This is a genomic window from Clostridium sp. ATCC BAA-442, assembly GCF_964239415.1.
In the GTDB taxonomy this organism is placed as follows: domain Bacteria; phylum Bacillota; class Clostridia; order Oscillospirales; family Oscillospiraceae; genus Flavonifractor; species Flavonifractor plautii.
The window spans coordinates 55,035-70,299 of record NZ_CAXSQB010000006.1; the positions used below are offsets into that span (position 1 = coordinate 55,035).

Annotated in this window: 20 protein-coding genes; 8 read left to right on the top strand and 12 right to left on the bottom strand. The window is 62.6% G+C overall.

The annotated features are described in order from the left end of the window. Nucleotides 1–75: 75 nt before the first annotated feature. From ACESY8_RS04270 to ACESY8_RS04310, 9 genes are all read right to left on the bottom strand, one after another. On the bottom strand, nt 76–465 hold the full coding sequence (locus ACESY8_RS04270; protein ID WP_007489400.1) for an Asp23/Gls24 family envelope stress response protein: 390 nt from the start codon (nt 463–465) through the stop codon (nt 76–78). Between the two features lie 94 nt (nt 466–559). After that, nucleotides 560–1,144, bottom strand: a complete 585-nt coding sequence (locus ACESY8_RS04275; protein ID WP_009256819.1) for a SpoIIIAH-like family protein — start codon at nt 1,142–1,144, stop codon at nt 560–562. A 10-nt stretch (nt 1,145–1,154) separates the two neighbouring features. Next, nucleotides 1,155–1,688 (bottom strand): SpoIIIAG-related protein, encoded by a 534-nt coding sequence (locus ACESY8_RS04280; RefSeq protein WP_009256818.1) that lies wholly within the window; start codon nt 1,686–1,688, stop codon nt 1,155–1,157. Next, nucleotides 1,685–2,176 carry a stage III sporulation protein AF gene (locus tag ACESY8_RS04285; RefSeq protein ID WP_009256817.1) on the bottom strand — a complete coding sequence of 164 codons (492 nt, stop codon included), beginning with the start codon at nt 2,174–2,176 and terminating at the stop codon, nt 1,685–1,687. The genes ACESY8_RS04280 and ACESY8_RS04285 overlap by 4 nt, the downstream gene beginning before the upstream one ends. Nucleotides 2,177–2,181: 5 nt before the next feature. Beyond that, entirely contained in the window at nt 2,182–3,285 is a 1,104-nt protein-coding gene (locus ACESY8_RS04290; protein WP_498794646.1) for a stage III sporulation protein AE, read from the bottom strand. Between the two features lie 18 nt (nt 3,286–3,303). Next, entirely contained in the window at nt 3,304–3,690 is a 387-nt protein-coding gene (locus ACESY8_RS04295; protein WP_007489407.1) for a SpoIIIAC/SpoIIIAD family protein, read from the bottom strand. A gap of 3 nt (nt 3,691–3,693) precedes the next feature. Then, nucleotides 3,694–3,888 carry a stage III sporulation protein AC gene (gene spoIIIAC / locus ACESY8_RS04300; protein ID WP_007489408.1) on the bottom strand — a complete coding sequence of 65 codons (195 nt, stop codon included), beginning with the start codon at nt 3,886–3,888 and terminating at the stop codon, nt 3,694–3,696. 13 nt (nt 3,889–3,901) lie between these two features. Beyond that, nucleotides 3,902–4,414: a stage III sporulation protein SpoIIIAB gene (gene spoIIIAB, locus ACESY8_RS04305; RefSeq protein ID WP_498794647.1), complete on the bottom strand. Its 513-nt coding sequence runs from the start codon at nt 4,412–4,414 to the stop codon at nt 3,902–3,904. After that, nucleotides 4,408–5,325 (bottom strand): AAA ATPase domain-containing protein, encoded by a 918-nt coding sequence (locus tag ACESY8_RS04310; RefSeq protein WP_007489410.1) that lies wholly within the window; start codon nt 5,323–5,325, stop codon nt 4,408–4,410. Before ACESY8_RS04310 ends, spoIIIAB begins: the two co-directional genes overlap by 7 nt. 312 nt (nt 5,326–5,637) lie before the next feature. Between ACESY8_RS04310 and ACESY8_RS04315 the strand changes: the two genes are divergently transcribed. From ACESY8_RS04315 to ACESY8_RS04340, 6 genes are all read left to right on the top strand, one after another. After that, entirely contained in the window at nt 5,638–6,699 is a 1,062-nt protein-coding gene (locus ACESY8_RS04315) for an ABC transporter permease (RefSeq protein ID WP_154249985.1), read from the top strand. After that, nucleotides 6,696–7,694 carry an iron chelate uptake ABC transporter family permease subunit gene (locus tag ACESY8_RS04320; protein ID WP_154024772.1) on the top strand — a complete coding sequence of 333 codons (999 nt, stop codon included), beginning with the start codon at nt 6,696–6,698 and terminating at the stop codon, nt 7,692–7,694. Before ACESY8_RS04315 ends, ACESY8_RS04320 begins: the two co-directional genes overlap by 4 nt. Before the next feature lie 3 nt (nt 7,695–7,697). Beyond that, entirely contained in the window at nt 7,698–8,450 is a 753-nt protein-coding gene (locus tag ACESY8_RS04325; RefSeq protein ID WP_054339410.1) for an iron ABC transporter ATP-binding protein, read from the top strand. 50 nt (nt 8,451–8,500) lie between these two features. Continuing rightward, a complete protein-coding gene (locus ACESY8_RS04330) occupies nt 8,501–8,854 on the top strand; it encodes a hypothetical protein (protein WP_498794648.1) in 354 nt (117 codons plus the stop codon). Beyond that, nucleotides 8,763–9,536, top strand: a complete 774-nt coding sequence (locus ACESY8_RS04335) for a siderophore ABC transporter substrate-binding protein (RefSeq protein WP_498794649.1) — start codon at nt 8,763–8,765, stop codon at nt 9,534–9,536. The genes ACESY8_RS04330 and ACESY8_RS04335 overlap by 92 nt, the downstream gene beginning before the upstream one ends. A 116-nt stretch (nt 9,537–9,652) precedes the next feature. Then, complete coding sequence (locus tag ACESY8_RS04340; RefSeq protein ID WP_195446107.1) at nt 9,653–10,171, top strand: methyltransferase family protein; 519 nt, start codon at nt 9,653–9,655, stop codon at nt 10,169–10,171. Nucleotides 10,172–10,215: 44 nt separating this feature from the next. Here ACESY8_RS04340 and lgt read toward each other — a convergent pair whose 3' ends face one another. Genes lgt through yfmF form a run of 3 tightly spaced genes read right to left on the bottom strand, consistent with a single transcriptional unit; the run spans nt 10,216 to nt 13,842 of the window. After that, the gene (gene lgt, locus ACESY8_RS04345; protein WP_148341083.1) at nt 10,216–11,289 is read right to left on the bottom strand and encodes a prolipoprotein diacylglyceryl transferase; all 1,074 of its coding nucleotides are present in this window, start codon (nt 11,287–11,289) and stop codon (nt 10,216–10,218) included. Further along, entirely contained in the window at nt 11,286–12,563 is a 1,278-nt protein-coding gene (yfmH, locus tag ACESY8_RS04350) for an EF-P 5-aminopentanol modification-associated protein YfmH (protein WP_196058012.1), read from the bottom strand. The genes lgt and yfmH overlap by 4 nt, the downstream gene beginning before the upstream one ends. A 4-nt stretch (nt 12,564–12,567) precedes the next feature. Next, nucleotides 12,568–13,842: an EF-P 5-aminopentanol modification-associated protein YfmF gene (yfmF, locus tag ACESY8_RS04355; protein ID WP_065534763.1), complete on the bottom strand. Its 1,275-nt coding sequence runs from the start codon at nt 13,840–13,842 to the stop codon at nt 12,568–12,570. A 176-nt stretch (nt 13,843–14,018) separates the two neighbouring features. Between yfmF and ACESY8_RS04360 the strand changes: the two genes are divergently transcribed. Beyond that, on the top strand, nt 14,019–14,798 hold the full coding sequence (locus tag ACESY8_RS04360; protein ID WP_054339408.1) for a formate/nitrite transporter family protein: 780 nt from the start codon (nt 14,019–14,021) through the stop codon (nt 14,796–14,798). 96 nt (nt 14,799–14,894) lie between these two features. Further along, nucleotides 14,895–15,263, top strand: a complete 369-nt coding sequence (gene ylxM / locus ACESY8_RS04365) for a YlxM family DNA-binding protein (protein WP_054339407.1) — start codon at nt 14,895–14,897, stop codon at nt 15,261–15,263. Nucleotides 15,264–15,265: the final 2 nt, after the last annotated feature.

A 15,265-nucleotide genomic window follows, 5' to 3' on the forward strand; every position in this document is an offset into this window, starting at 1 on the left:
CCGCACCCCGGGTTTTCCAGGAAAAACATACACAGACGCGGGCCGGAACCCGGCCCGCGTCTGGTGCTTCTCCCTTTACTGGGCCTTCTTTCCATCCCGGTCGAAGGCAACGCCCAGCACATGGACGTTGACACACTCCACCGTCAGGCCGCTGGTGTTCTCGATGGCACTGTATACCGCGTTTTGGACCTCCTTCGCCACATCAATAATGGTATAGCCATACTTGATGAGTAAGGAGACATCCACGCGGATGCTCTCCTCCTCCACTGCGATATGGATGCCCTTGGACAGGTTCTTCTTTCCGCCCAACAGTTCGGCGATATCACTGCCCAGATTGGCGGCGAGGCTTCCAACCCCCTCCACCTCCATGGCAGCGGCAGCGGCGATCACCGCCAGAACCTCCTCAGAAATATGGATGTTCCCAAGCTCGTCAGGGCGGGAGACATATTCCTTTCCATCCGCCATTCCGGTCACGCTCCTTTTCTCTACTCGGTCGTTTTCATTGTACCACAAAATAGAGAAATTACAACTGGTTTTTCACCGCGCGCTCCAGAACCACCTATCCCTCGGCCTCGATGATCTTCACCTGGCTGGCCTCCATCCCGGTCTCGTCGGTGACAATTTCAGTGATTTTTGCCACGTCCGCATCGGTGAGGCCGCCCTCCCGGGCCGATACCACCACGCTGACGCTCTCATCGCCGATAAAGGCCACGCAGTCGGTGTAGCCCTTGGCCGTCACCAGGTTCTCAATCTGCGCCTCGGAGACGGTATAACTGGCCAGGGTCTGGATTGCCTCGCCGTTGGCCTCCTTCATGGTCTCATCGGCGCTCTCATTGGCGATGGAATCCTGGAGGATCGCCAGGGCGCTGTCCCGCGCCTGCTGCCGGTTCAGACGGGCCGAGTCGAAATAGCTCCCGCCGCCGGTGGTCCCTGCCTCGGGCGAGGCGGAGGATGCCGGGTCGGGGCTCGCTGCCGTTCCTCCCACCAGCGGGTCGCTGGTCTGGCCGTTCACCAGGGCCGCCTCCCCCAGTGTCTTGCCCGCATCCGCCGTCTCTCCACTCTGATACGACCAGTTCAGATAGACGGCCACACAGACAAAGAGCACGATCGCGGCCACCACGGCATTTCGTTTCCACACTTTCATCTTTGCTTCCTCACTTTCCTTTACAAACTGATATCTTGTCCGCGCCAAGTCCCGTTAACGCGGAAACCGCCTCCACCAGACGAAGCTGGACCGTCGGCTCTCCGCCTCCCGAGCATACCACAAGAGCCCCCTGGAATTGGGGCGAAAGCTGCTGTAACGTCACCGTTCCCTCTACACCGGAGCCGGCTGAAATCACTACATTGGTTACTTCCGCCTCCGTCCTCCCCTCATCTACTGTGCTCTGGGAGTCCTGGGCCAGAATCCGGCGCGGGCCGCTCTGCAGGGTCAGCACCACCCGCACCTCCCCAACGCCGTCGATCTGGGCCAGGGCCTGTTCCAGCTTCCGCTCCAGCTCCTCCACCTGGAAAGGGTCGGAACTGGATTCCTGACTGCTTTCAACCGCCCCGCCGTCGCGCTTCTCCCCGCCGAAGGAAGGCAGCAGCAAAAGCACCACTCCGGCCAGAATCACCACAAGTACAAATTTGTACCGGTCAAACAGGCTGCGCAGCTTGCTGCCCCATACCCCGAAGCCCTCTGTTTTCATTCCTCGTCCCCGCTTTCGTACCGCTGCCGCTCCGCCGGGATGGCGAAGTCTTCCTCAATGGTCCGCTCCAGCGCCTCCTGCTGCTCTGCCGTCAGGCTGCCCATGACGGTAACCGACTGTGGAATAGGCCACTCTTCCTCCCCGTCCGCCTCCACTGTAACTTGGCAGTCGATGCCCAGGGCGGCCGCCTTGTCCTGAATATATGCGCCGGACTGTTCTTCTATGATGTCCTTCATTAAGATTTCGTTCTCCTCCTCCAGATCCGCGCTGTATGCGCTCAGCTCTAGCTTGTACTCCGTCAGTGCCCGGGTCAGCGCCGTGGTATCCAGCTTTAGCAGGGGGTTCAGGATAGCCGCCAGCAGCACCAGCCCCCCGGTCAGGCGGGCAATGCGCCTGATACTCCCCGCCGGAATCAGGCTCTCGGCCAGAGCCACGAGCATAGCCGCACAGGTGATCCCAACCAGCCAATGTCGAATCAGTTCCAGCATAGCCCCTACCTCACCACCGCCGTAATGGCGGAAACCATGGAGATGAGCAGCAGCAGGGCGCTGGCTCCGGTCATCCCAAGTACCAGCCCGAAGGCGCCGCCGATCTGGTCAATGAGCCCCGCCACCCGGCCGCTGGAAACGGTAGCGCTGAGGGCGGAGGTCACTTTATACGTCAGGTAGTGGATACCGAGCTGGAGGAAGGGTGCCACGCACATGCACAGCACCGCAAGCATGCCGAACACCCCCACCGCGTTTTTCAGTATTCCGGCCCCGGCCAATACGGTTTCCGCCGCGTCGGACAGGATACCGCCCACCACCGGAACCAGGCTGGACATGGTAAATTTGGCCGCCTTGACGGTTACCGCGTCGGTAGAGCCCGCAATCACACCGCTGACGGTCAGATAACCCACAAAAACCAGCAGGACCACGGTCAGTACACTGGTCACCACCCACTTCAGGGTGCCTGCGATGCGCTTGAGCCCCTCGTTCCCCACCGCCGCATAGGCCACACAGGCGGCTATGTAGGTATAGACCAGGGGCAGCAGCAGGCGGTTGATGAGGGTAATCAGTATGTCGGAAAAGAGCATGGTGGCCAGTTGGCGGGCCACTGCCCCACTGGGAGAGCCTGCGGCGGCGGCCGCCGCCGTAATCGTGGGCAGGAGTATCTTTGAAAAGGTCTCCATCTGTTCCAGCGCCTCCCGTCCCATTCCGATGAGGGAGTTGGCGTCCGCCACCGCCACCGCAGTGATGGCCAGTGCGCCCACAATGGCCACTACATCGGTGGTCTGACTCACCCCCATGCCGCCATACAGCCCCTCGGCCAGGCCGCACAGCAGTACCACCGTCAGCAGCAGCACACCGCTGCGCACAGCCTTGCGCACCACACCGGAGATCTGTCCGCTGCCGGTATCCAGAATGGTTTGGAGCCCTTCATCCAGACTGATGCCCGCCTCCAGCGCTCCGTCGGGCAGATAGCCCCCCGCCGCGTCCTGGAGCGCATCCAGATCCAGCGCCTCCGACTGGGCGGCCAGCACATCGCTGCCCGAGGCCGCCCCCATGCCCGACAGCAGAAGCAGAACCGCCAGGCACATCAGTATTCTTCGTCTCATTCGTATCCCCTTCGTCTTTTACAGCAGTCCCGTCACAGTATCCAACACCGCCCGCAGCAGCGGAAGGGCCACGCACAGGGCCACGGCGGCCCCCGCGGTCTCCACGAAGGCCGCGATGCCGCTCTCCTTCGCGTCCCGGCACACCTCGGCGGAAATGTGGGTCAGGATTGCAATACCCACGGTCTTGAGCACCGGAGCCAGCACCGCCGGCGACAGGCCGGCGGCCTCGCCCAGCTCGTCCATCAGGGCGCGCACGCTCTCCACCGCCCCCAGGGCCATGGTCAGAACCAGCGCTCCGGCGGCCAGAGAGAGAACCAGACCCACCTCCTGCGCCCGCTGCTTCACCACCACGGCGCACACAGCGGCGGCTACGGCGGCGGCGGCAATCTTCAGAATATCCTCCATGGTTCACAGCCCGAACAGGTTTTTAACCAGTTCAAACAGGCCGCTGATCTGCTGCACCACCATCATTAGTACCACTACCAGCCCGGCCAGGGTGGTCATGGTGGCCTGTTCATCCCGCCCCGAGCGGGAGAGCACCTGATTGAGCACCGAGACCAGAATCCCAATGGCCGCAATCTTGAAAATCAAATCCACATCCATATCGCACGCTCCCTCACAGCAGCAGGATAACCAGGAATGCCCCGGCCGTGATACCGAGCACCTGGTACATCCTCCCTTGTTTTTCACGGGCCTCCCGGGCCTGCTCCAGCGCCCGGGACAGCTCCGCACGGGTGTGGGCGAGGGCTTCCCGCTGCCCGTCCCCGTCATAGCGGCCCAGCACCTCCCCCAGCTCCTCCAGGGCCAGCCGCCCCGGGCCGTCCAGCCCCAGGGGCACCTGCTCCAGGGACTCCCGCCACAGCTCCGCCATGGACCGCTCTCCAAGCTCGTCCAGCAGGGCCCGGCAGCGGGCAAACAGCATGCACACCGGCGGAGGGCTCTCCGCCGCGGCGCGCTCCAGTAGCTCCGGCATGGGCGTCAGGCGGAAGGCAATCTCCCGCTCCATCCCCTCCAGCGCCCCCAGCAGAGCCCGAAGCACCGCCACCCGGCGGGAGAGCTGGGCGGCGGCGGCGCCGCCCAGCGCCCCCGCCCCGCCGGCCAGCAGCAGCGCCCCGATCAGCTTCAGCATAGCTCCACCACCTGGTAGCGCCGTTCCCTCCCCGCCCGCTCGATGATCACCAGCCGCCGGAACAGCCCCTCGTCCAGCAGGCGGCGGTACAGGGGACGGGCCTTCAGCTCCTCCAGACTCCCCGCATGGGCGGTACACAGCAGCGACACGCCGCAATTGGCCGCCATCTCCAGCGCCGCGGCGTCCTCCGGCGCGGTGATCTCATCCGCCGCCAGCACTTGGGGGTTCATTCCCCGCAGGAGCATCAGCAGGGCCGGCCCCTTGGGGCAGCCGTCCAGCACGTCGGTCTGCCGCCCGATGGAGAACTGCGGCTCCCCCTGATACATGGCGGCCAGCTCACCCCGCTCGTCCGCCACCCCCACACGGAGGGCGGGGCCGCCCTCCCCGTCGGAGACGGCACGGATCAGATCCCGCAGCAGGGTGGTCTTTCCGCCTCCCGGCGGCGAGAGGAGCAGTGTGCTCTGGAGCACGCCCCCACTCCACAGCCTGTCCAGGACCGCCGCGGAGAGCCCCGGCACCTCCCGGGCCACCCGGATGGCCAGCGAGGAGAGCTGCCGCAGATTTCGCACCTCCCCATCCCGCACCACGCCGCTTCCACAGATGCCGATGCGGTGCCCGCCGCGTACGGTAAAAAAGCCGTTGCGCACCCGTTCCAGCGCCGTATGGGCGGAGGCCTGAGTGGCAATCTCCAGCACCAGGCTCAGATCCATGGAACGCACCGGCGCCTCCGCACCAGGAACCGTCCGCTCACCCTCCGGGCAGACCAGAGTCAGTGGACGCCCCGCCCGCAGGCGGAGCTCCTCCGCCCGGGCCTGGCTTGTCCCATCCAGCCGTTCCACCGGCCGCCTGAGATGGGGCGGCAGCAGAGCCGCCGCCTGGCGGAACCGGACTGCATTTCGTTCTTCCGACATACCCTCACGTCCTTCTTTTGTACTTGGCACATCCTATGAACGCCTGTCCCCGTTTATGCCCCTTCTATTTATATTCACTATTCCTATCTATTTTGTATATTTTCCATAGATTGGCGGTCATAATTTTGTCGGAATCACCGCTTGCACAGTTCTCCCCGGATATGGTACCCTATGGACGAACTCAGTTTGTTATTGCTAACCACTTTACTGAGTCCCGAGCGACGTGCAATGTGATGCGGCATGTAAGTCCAGTTTGCTCACAAGGTGCGCTGTCTTTTTTTGCCCAAAAGTTAGTTATAGCTAATTACAACCTTGAGAGGAGGACCTCCCATCAAACGACATCTTTCCACCCTGCTCTTGGCACTGGCCCTTCTGGTGCTGTCGATCTGGTCACTGTTTCTCGGCGTGATCGATATAAACCTGTCCGGGCTGCTGTCGGGAGAGCTCGAACAACTGGAGATTTTTCTGATCTCGCGTCTGCCCCGCCTGCTGGCGATCCTGTGTACCGGGGTCGGTATGAGTGTGGCCGGTCTGATCATGCAGCAGCTCTGCATGAACAAATTCGTCTCTCCCACCACCGGAGCCACCATCTCCTCGGCCCAGTTCGGCATTCTTCTGGCCCTCCTGTTCCTGCCAAACTCCACTCTGTGGGGACGGGCGCTTTTCTCCTTCGTCTTTGCCGTTCTGGGTACCTGGACCTTTGTCTGGTTCATTCAGCGCATCCAGTTCAAGGACGTGGTCATGGTTCCCCTGGTGGGCATCATGTTCGGCAATGTCATCGGCGGCCTCACCAACTATCTGGCCTACCAGTATGAGATGACTCAGGCCCTGTCCACCTGGACCGTGGGCCACTTCTCCATGGTGCTCCGCGGCCGGTATGAGCTGGTCTACCTGATCGTACCGCTGGTCACCCTGGCCTTTCTGTTTGCCAACCACTTCAATATTGTCGGTATGGGGAAGGACTTCTCCAAGAACCTGGGCGTGCCCTACAACTTGGTGCTGTTCCTCGGGCTGACCATCGCCGCGATGATCACCGCCAGCGTGGTTGTGGTCGTGGGCTCCATCTCCTACATCGGCCTGATCGTCCCCAATGTGGTGGCCATGTTCAAGGGGGACAAGATCCGCGGCACGCTGATGGACACGGCCCTGTTCGGCGCCGTCTTCGTGCTGGGGTGCGACATGATCGGCCGGGTGGTCATCGCCCCTTACGAGCTCCCCATCGAGCTGATTGTGGGCATACTGGGCAGCCTTATCTTCGTGGTGCTGCTGCTCTACCGTCTCCGCCACGGCCGCAAGGCGATCCGTCTCACGGGAGGCGGCGCCGGCTGCGGCTGCGCCCCGGCGGCCCATCTGGATGGAGGTGACGCCGCATGAACCGGACAAGCACGGCCCTTCCCTCCGCCTCCTACCGGGCAAACGTCCGCAAGGTGACTCTGCTGGCCCTGCTGGTTCTGCTGGCCGCGGTGTGCTACATGGTTGTGGCGGTCAACTTCGGCAACCAGCAGTTGATGCTCTACTCCATGAAAATCCGCACCCCCAAGCTGGTAGTCATGCTCATCACCGCCTTTGCCATCGGCGGCGCCTCCATCGTGTTCCAATCCATCATCAACAATACCATCGTCACCCCCTGCCTGCTGGGTATGAACTCCCTCTACACCCTGATTCACACGGCGGTGGTCTTTTTCGCCGGCTCGGGCAGCCTTCTGGCCCGCAACGCGAACCTGTCCTTCGCGGCGGATGTGATCCTGATGGGCATTGTGGCCACCATTATCTACAGCTATCTCTTTCAAAAAACGAACCACAATGTACTCTATGTCCTGCTCATCGGCACCGTGCTCTCCTCCTTTTTCTCCAGCATCCAGACCACGCTAACCCGGGTGATGGACCCCAATGAGTACGACAGCCTGCTCTCCACCCTGGTGGCGGACTTTGAAAACATCAACTCCGAGATCATCGTCTTCGCCCTGGTGCTGCTGGCGGGGCTGATCTTCGTCCTGCGGCGGGATCTGGCCCTGCTGGATGTGCTCACCCTGGGCAAGCACCAGGCCATCAATCTGGGAGTGGACTACGACCGGAGCATCCGCCGCCTGCTGCTGGGCGTCACCCTGTGCATCGCGGTGGCCACTGCCATGGTGGGCCCCATCTCTTTCCTCGGCCTGATTATCGCCAACATCGCCCGTCAGCTCTTCAAGACCTACCGCCACACCTATTTGATTCTGGGCTCCGCCCTGGTGGGCATGGTGGTGCTGGTGGCGGGACAGCTTGTGGTGGAGCGTATCTACCACTACGCGGTGCCCATCAGCGTGTTCATCACCGTGGGCGGCGGTATCTACTTTCTCTATCTTCTTTTGTCCAACAGGAGGGTGTAACCCATGCGTGTCAAGGATCTGACCAAACAGTACGACGGCAAGACGGTGGTGGACTCCGTCAGCTTTGAAATCCCGAAAGGCAAGGTCATCTCCATGATCGGCCCCAACGGCGCGGGCAAGTCCACGGTGCTCAACATCATCTCCCGCCTGATCGCCCGGGACAGCGGCCTGGTGGACTTCGACGGCCGGGACATCGGCAAGTGGAAGAGCAAGGAGCTGGCCAAGCGGCTGGCCATCCTCACTCAGAGCAACAACATACAGATGAAGCTCACGGTTCGGGAGCTGGTGACCTTCGGCCGCTTCCCCTACTCGGGCAGCCATTTGAACGAGGAGGATCAGCGCATCATCGACAAGGCCATCGCCTACATGGAGCTGGAGCCCTTTCAGGACCGCTTCATTGACGAGCTCTCCGGCGGCCAGCGCCAGCGGGCCTATATCGCCATAGTCATCGCCCAGGACACCGAGTTCATCCTTCTGGACGAGCCCACCAACAACCTGGATATCTATCACGCCACCAATATGATGAAAATCGTCCGCCGCCTCTGCGATGAGCTGGGGAAGACGGTGATTCTGGTCCTCCATGAGATCAACTACGCGGCCTTCTACTCCGACTACATCTGTGCGTTCAAGGACGGAAGGATCGCCAAATTTGGAACCGTAGAGGAGGTGATGACCAAGGAAACGCTGTCGCAGATCTATCAGGTGGACTTTGAGATCATGGAGATCGAGGGTCGCCCCCTGTCCATCTACTATTGACCCTGCCGCTCAAACAACCGCGAACATTCGCTTAGAACAGGAGAACACACATGAAAAAAGGAATCTCTCTTGCACTCGCCCTGGCCCTCGCACTGGGCCTGACCGCCTGCTCCACCGGTGGAGACGACACCCGATCCACCGGCAGCCCCTCCCCCGCCGTGGAGAGCCCTGCGGCCGGCACCGAGGCCCCCTCCGCCCCCGAAACCGTCACCATCACCTCCCTGAACGCCGACAAGGAGTCCGTGGAGCTGGAGGTCCCCTACGATCCTCAGCGCATCGCCATTCTGGACATGGCCTCCCTGGATATTCTGGATGCCCTGGGCGTGGCCGGGGGCCGCGGTGGGGGGGGGGGGGGGCTCCGCCGACACCTCCCTGGACTACCTCCAGAGCTATGTGACCGATGAGAACGTGGCCAATCTGGGCACCATCAAAACCGCCGATCTGGAGGCGGTCATGGCCGCCCAGCCCGATGTGATCTTCATCGGCGGCCGCCTGGCCAAGTCCTACGACGCCCTGAGCGAGATCGCCCCCGTGGTCTACCTCGCCACCGACAGCGAGCTGGGCGTGGTGGAGAGTGTCCGCCAAAACGCCGCTACCATCGCCTCCATGTTTGGCCTGGAGGACAAGGTGGACGAGCTGATGGCCGGCTTTGACGTCCGCATCCAGACCCTGGCCGACTTCGCCGCGGACAAGACCGCCATCGTGGGTATGTGTACCAGCGGCGGCTTCAACGTGTTGGGCAACGACGGCCGCTGCTCCATCATCGGCCGGGAGATCGGCTTTGAGAACATCGGCGTGGATGCTGACATCGACACCTCCACCCACGGCAACGAGGCCTCCTTCGAGTTCGTTGTGGAGAAGAACCCCGACTACATCTTCGTCATGGACCGGGACGCCGCTATTCAGACTGACGGCGCCCAGCTCGCCCAGGAAATCATGGAGAACGAGCTGGTCATGGGAACCGATGCCTACAAGAACGGCAATATCGTCTATCTGGCCCACCCCGCCGTATGGTACACCGCCGAGGGCGGCATCACCGCTCTGGACATTATGCTCCAGGATCTGGAGAGCAAGCTGCTGGGCTGAGCCCGGCAAACAACAGGAAGGGGCGGGATACCTATGGGTATCCCGCCCCTTCCTCCTCTTCCACTCCTCGCCGTCCCGTGCTATAATGGGTTATCATGACACAGGGAGGACATATCATGGCGGCCGTTCTGCTGATTCCATTTCTGAGCCTGCGCTTCGGAGTGCTCTCCATGCTGGACAGCAGCGCACTCCGGCGGGCTGCCCACTTCCCACCGTTCCGCGGGCCCGAAAAGCCTGCCTACTGGCTCTATCAGTTCTCCAGCGCCGCCCTGCTGCTGGGCCCCTTCTTCGCGTCGGTCCATACTGCGCCCGCCCCCCTCTTCTGGAGCGGAGCGGCCCTCTATGCATTCGGCCTGCTCCTTCTCCTGCTCTCCGTCATCGGCTTCGCGGCCCCCTCGGAGAGCGGCGTGCGCCACAAGGGTGTCTACCGCATCTCCCGCAATCCCATGTATGTCTCCTATTTTTTCGTCTTTCTGGGCTGCGTCCTCCTCACGCAGTCGCTACCGCTTCTGGCCGCCCTCCTCGTCTTTCAGCTCACCGCCCACACCGTCATCCGGGCCGAGGAGCGCTGGTGCCGCCAGACCTTCGGCGCGGCCTACGAGCGCTACTGCGGCTCGGTCAGACGCTACCTATAAACAATAGAGGCGGCGGACATCCTGTCCCCCGCCTCTGTTATTTTTTATCTGCCCGCTTTTGGCTGGCGTACCTCGCTGAGATCCTCCCGGGCCTTGAGGGAGGCCACCAACTCCGCAGCCTCCTCCGCCGGGGTTCCCTTAGGCAGTGCATACTCCTCGGTCTTGGCAAACTCCTGCTCCAGGCTCTTCTTCTGGGCCTTGAGCCACTTCTCCGCCGCAGGCACTCCAGCCGGATACACCAGCGCCACCCGGCGGGCCCGCCGCTTCATCTGATTCACCCACAGCTTGGCCGGGTCATGGTTGCGGAAGCCCAGGTTGACCACCAGCAGCACGATGGCGACGGCCGCGGTGACAAATCCGAACAGTTGAGACACCCGGATGGAGGTGCCGAACAGGTACAGGCTGTCGGTGCGCAGGCCCTCGATAAAGCCCCGGCCCACGCCGTACCAGGCAAAATAGCTCAGGAACATCTGGCCGTCAAACTTCCGCCAGCGCCGTGCAATCTGCACCAGAAGGGCAAAGCCCAGTAGATTCCACAGAGACTCATAGAGGAAGGTGGGGTGCACCTCCATGTACTGCCGCACTCCGTCCACATAGGCATAGATGCCCATGCGCCAGGGCAGTTCTGTGGGGCCGCCGTAGGCTTCAATATTGACAAAGTTACCCCACCGGCCGATCATCTGGCCGATGAGCATACCGAACACCCCCAGGTCTGCAAAGGCCAGAAATCGGATCTTCCGCACCTTGCAGAACACCAGCAGGACGACAACCGCCATGATGACGCCGCCGTAGATGGCAAGGCCCCCGTCCCAGATGCGGACCATAGCTCCAAAGTCCAGGGAACCGTCCTCCCGGCGGTAGAGGTCCAGGTAAAAGAGGATGTAGTACAGCCGCGCCCCTACGATGGACAGGGGCACGGCAAAAAAGAGCATGTCGATGATGTCGTCCTGCTTGATGCCGAAGCGCTTGGCCGCATGGCAGCAGTACAGGACGGCCAGCAGGAATCCGGCGGCAATGATGATGCCATACCAGTACACCGGCCAGCTCCCGATGTGGAAGGCCACCCGGTTCAGGTGGAATTCCAGACCCAGGCCGGGAAAGGAGACGGTTCCCATCATGCCTCCTCCCCCGGCCGGACCACGGCCAGACCGCACCGCTCCGGCGTCACCCAGCGGCGGATGCAGTCCTCCACATCGGCTTTGGAGATACCGTCGAACACCTCGGGGAAGGTCAGGTACTCCACACCGGCAAAGTGGGCCTGGGCCAGTTCGATGCACACGTTTTCAAAGGAGTTGAGGCCCCGCACCTTGGCGCCGTACACCCCCTTTTTCAGCCGGCGGAACAGGCCCTCGTCCACACCCTCCCGGGCGATGCGGGCCCCCTCGGCCAGCACGGCGTCCCGCACCGCACGGGGATCACGGCTCTCGCCGCCCGCCGCCATCAGGGCGCAGCCGGGATAGAGCTCAAAGCCGTAGCCAAAGTTCTTGTTGATGAGGCCCTCGCTGTAGAGCCTGGCATACAGGGGGCTGGAATTGCCCAACAGCGCCTCGCAGGCCAGCTCGCCCATGAGCTGGCGGCGCAGGTGCTCCTCCCCGGCGGGGGCGGGCTCGGCCTTGAAGCCCAGTTGGAAGATGGGGGTGGACACCTCCATGCGCAGCTCCTTCTCCGGCGCGGCCGCTCCGCCATCCTCCTCCCCGCCGTAATCCCGCTCAATGTGCCCGCCCGGCTCCTTCGGCAGGATTTCCCGGGCAATGCGCACCACCTCTTCCGGCTCCACGTCCCCCGCCACAGTGAGCACCATGTTGGAGGGGGTGTAGAACGCCTTGTGGCAGGCGTAGAGGGTGTCGGCGGTGATGTGGGAGATGGACTCCTGGGTGCCGGCGATGGGCACCCGGATGGGGTGGTGGTCAAACAGGCACTCCATCAGGCCGTAAAACACCTGGTTGTCCGGATCGTCCTCCACCATGCGGATCTCCTGGCCGATGATCCCCTGCTCCTTGTCCACGCTCTCCTGGGTAAACCAGGGAATGGACACGAAGGAGAGGAGAATTTTCAGGTTGTCGCAGAATTTCTCCGTGCTTTCAAAATAGTAGCCGGTGAGGGCCGAGCTGGTGAAAGCGTTGGGGGAAGCCCCGTTGGCCGCCAGATCCTGGAGGGCGTTGCCGTCCTCGGTATCGAACATCTTGTGCTCCAGGAAGTGGGCCACCCCCGCCGGAGTGTCCCGCCACTGGCCATCCAGCCGGAACTTCATATCCATGCCGCCGTAGTTGGTGGCAAAAAAGGCGTAGCTCTTCTGAAACTCGGGCCGCCGGTCCACATAGATGTGCAGGCCGTTGGGCAGCTCCGCGTGATAGATTTTCTCCCCGATGCGGGGGTATTCTTTGCTTACCATGGGCTCACTCCTTGCCTTTCAGGAAATAGACCGTGTCCAGCGTCAGCTTCTGGGCCGCCGCCTGTACCTGCGCCCGGGTGGTGCGCTCCACCCGCTGGGCCAGCTCGTCGGGCGCCTCGGTGAGGCCGGCGGCCGCCTGACCCAGCCAGTAATCCTCCAGACGGCTCTGGGCGTCCAGGGTGGTCATCAGGGTGCTCACCACCGAGCGGCGGGCCCACTCCAGCTCGTCGTCTGTAAAGCCGCCGTCCTTGCAGGCCTGAAGCTGGGCAAGGATCTCGTCCTGCGCCTGGCCCACCTTGGAGAACTCCACGCCGGAGGAGACCAGCATCACGTCCTTGTACTTCATCAGGCCGGAGCTGGCATAGTAGCACAGGGAGAGCCTCTCCCGCACGTTGAGAAAGAGCTTGGAGGTGGTGGTTCCGCCGTAGACCGCATTGAGCAGCATCAGGGCCGGGTAATCCTCGTCCCAGGCATCAATGCCGGTGCGGAACCCCATAGCCAGCTTGCCCTGGGTCACGTCCAGCGCCTCCTCCACCCGGCGGGGCTGGGCGGGAGCGTTCCCCTTTTCGGGGCGCGCGAGGGGCGCGCGCTCCCCTGCGGGCAGGCCGTCCACGATGGCCTGAACCGCCGCCCGCACCCGCTCCAGGGGGGCGGAACCGCAATAGTAGAACTCTATCGGGGCAGTGCGAAGCACCTGCTGGTAGCAGTCCCACAGCTTTTGGGGTGTGATGGCCGCCGCGGACGCCTCATCCCCCAGCTTGTCCACCCCGAAGGGCTCTCCGGCGCACATCTCCGCCACCACACGCACCTGGGCATACTGGCGCTTGTCGTTGACCTGGGCGCGGATACGGGTGACCAGGTTCTCCCGCTCTTGGCGGGTGTAGTCGGGGCAGAAGGCCCCGTCCCGGGTGTAGGGACGGAGCACCAGCTCCCCCAGCAGGGCGGCCGACGGCTCCAGCACGGCGGAACCGTCCAGAGTATAGGCGTCATCCAAGAAGCTGCCCACAAAGCCCACGCACTGGGTCTCCCCCTTTTTGCGCACCGTAGGCTCCAGGGAACCGCCGTACAGCTCGTCCAGAACGGCGGAGAGGGATTCCATATCCGGGTGCTCTGCGGTGCCCCGGCGGAGCACCATGGGCAGCAGCGCGTGGAGCGCGGCCTGTTCACGGGCCAGGGGCAGCAGGAACTGCATCCCCAGCACGCTGGATTTAAATTTCTGCGTCTGCACCGCCGTCAGATGGACGCCGGGCAGAAGCTGTGTCCGGGTGACCTCAATCACAGCTTTACCATTCCTTTCCTTATGGGAACTGCCAAAGTATCAACATCGGATATTATACAACGTTTTGACGGTTTTGACACTAGGAAAACGAAAAAAGATTGGTGCCGCGGCAGCTTGCTCCCGCCCCCAACCTCCGGTAAAATGAAATTACCTATATTTTATAAGGAGGCCACACCATGACACGAACCGTTGTGGAACAGATCACGCAGGCCGGAGTGCAGAAGCTCCGCTTCTCCGGCGCCGCGCCGGGCCGCTACTTGACCCGGGCCGCCCTGGCGGGGGCATTTATCTTTGTGGGCGCCCTGCTCTCCAGCCTCTGCGCCGCCTGGTTCTACGACGCCAATCTCCCTCTGGCCAAGCTGCTGGGGGCCCTGGCCTTCTCTGCCGCTCTCACCCTCATTGTCCTGCTGGGCGGTGAGCTGTTCACCGGCTGTACCCTGGTCATGAGCGTATCCCTCTACGACGGCCGGGTCCGCCTGGCCGGAACCCTCCGTGTCTGGGCGCTGGCCTACCTGGGCAATCTCCTGGGCATTCTGGTGCTCTGCCTGCTGCTGGCCGGCTCCGGCTCCAGCGGAGAGCTGTTGGGGGCCTATCTGGCCCTGATCGTCCCGGGCAAACTGTCCGCCCCCTGGTATCTGCTCCTCCTCCGGGGTGTGCTGTGCAATTTTCTGGTATGCATCGGCGTGTTCGCCGGCTTCCGCCTCCAGAGCGAGACCGCCAAGGCCCTGGTGATCGCCCTAGCCATCACCACCTTCGTCCTCACCGGACTGGAGCACTCCATCGCCAACATGGCCTATTTCGCACTCCATGCCCTGCTGAACGGCGGCGCGGACTGGGCCGCCATGGGCTGGAACCTGCTGTGGGTCACCCTGGGCAACCTGCTGGGCGGCGCGGTTTTGCTGGGCCTCCCCCTCTGGTACGCCGCAGAGCCGGAAAAGACGCAATCTTTCTCTTGACAATCCGGCCAATTTATAGTATCATCACTTCTGTTGTAAAGCTCCGTAGCTTTACCACCTTTACAGAAAACCGGCACACGGGAGGAGGCGGCAGCGATGAAAAACCAGGCATACCGCATGGCCCTGCTCTACGATTTCTACGGCGACATGCTCACCGACCGCCAGAAGGAGTTCTATGACCTCTACTACAATGAGGATCTCTCCCTGGCCGAGATCGCGGAGAACTACGGCATCACCCGCCAGGGCGTCCGGGATGTGATCGTCCGCGCCGAGGCCATCCTCACCGAGCTGGAGGACAAGACGGGCATCATCCGCCGCTTCCACAAGATGCAGGAGCAGTTCGGCCAGATGGAGACGGCGGTGGACGCCATCGCCCAACGCAACGAGGCCCATTGGCAGGACGACGAGCTGGAGGCCCTGTGCGGACAGCTCAAGGGCGTTCTGGCCCAGTTGAAACAGGAGTAATC

Bases quoted from the DNA above. Each gene is read 5' to 3' on its own strand.
- ACESY8_RS04270 (WP_007489400.1), bottom strand. From the start codon at position 465: ATGGCGGATGGAAAGGAATATGTCTCCCGCCCTGACGAGCTTGGGAAC.
- ACESY8_RS04275 (WP_009256819.1), bottom strand. From the start codon at position 1,144: ATGAAAGTGTGGAAACGAAATGCCGTGGTGGCCGCGATCGTGCTCTTT.
- ACESY8_RS04280 (WP_009256818.1), bottom strand. From the start codon at position 1,688: ATGAAAACAGAGGGCTTCGGGGTATGGGGCAGCAAGCTGCGCAGCCTG.
- ACESY8_RS04285 (WP_009256817.1), bottom strand. From the start codon at position 2,176: ATGCTGGAACTGATTCGACATTGGCTGGTTGGGATCACCTGTGCGGCT.
- ACESY8_RS04290 (WP_498794646.1), bottom strand. From the start codon at position 3,285: ATGAGACGAAGAATACTGATGTGCCTGGCGGTTCTGCTTCTGCTGTCG.
- ACESY8_RS04295 (WP_007489407.1), bottom strand. From the start codon at position 3,690: ATGGAGGATATTCTGAAGATTGCCGCCGCCGCCGTAGCCGCCGCTGTG.
- spoIIIAC (WP_007489408.1), bottom strand. From the start codon at position 3,888: ATGGATGTGGATTTGATTTTCAAGATTGCGGCCATTGGGATTCTGGTC.
- spoIIIAB (WP_498794647.1), bottom strand. From the start codon at position 4,414: ATGCTGAAGCTGATCGGGGCGCTGCTGCTGGCCGGCGGGGCGGGGGCG.
- ACESY8_RS04310 (WP_007489410.1), bottom strand. From the start codon at position 5,325: ATGTCGGAAGAACGAAATGCAGTCCGGTTCCGCCAGGCGGCGGCTCTG.
- ACESY8_RS04320 (WP_154024772.1), top strand. From the start codon at position 6,696: ATGAACCGGACAAGCACGGCCCTTCCCTCCGCCTCCTACCGGGCAAAC.
- ACESY8_RS04325 (WP_054339410.1), top strand. From the start codon at position 7,698: ATGCGTGTCAAGGATCTGACCAAACAGTACGACGGCAAGACGGTGGTG.
- ACESY8_RS04330 (WP_498794648.1), top strand. From the start codon at position 8,501: ATGAAAAAAGGAATCTCTCTTGCACTCGCCCTGGCCCTCGCACTGGGC.
- ACESY8_RS04335 (WP_498794649.1), top strand. From the start codon at position 8,763: ATGCCCTGGGCGTGGCCGGGGGCCGCGGTGGGGGGGGGGGGGGGCTCC.
- ACESY8_RS04340 (WP_195446107.1), top strand. From the start codon at position 9,653: ATGGCGGCCGTTCTGCTGATTCCATTTCTGAGCCTGCGCTTCGGAGTG.
- lgt (WP_148341083.1), bottom strand. From the start codon at position 11,289: ATGATGGGAACCGTCTCCTTTCCCGGCCTGGGTCTGGAATTCCACCTG.
- yfmH (WP_196058012.1), bottom strand. From the start codon at position 12,563: ATGGTAAGCAAAGAATACCCCCGCATCGGGGAGAAAATCTATCACGCG.
- ACESY8_RS04360 (WP_054339408.1), top strand. From the start codon at position 14,019: ATGACACGAACCGTTGTGGAACAGATCACGCAGGCCGGAGTGCAGAAG.
- ylxM (WP_054339407.1), top strand. From the start codon at position 14,895: ATGAAAAACCAGGCATACCGCATGGCCCTGCTCTACGATTTCTACGGC.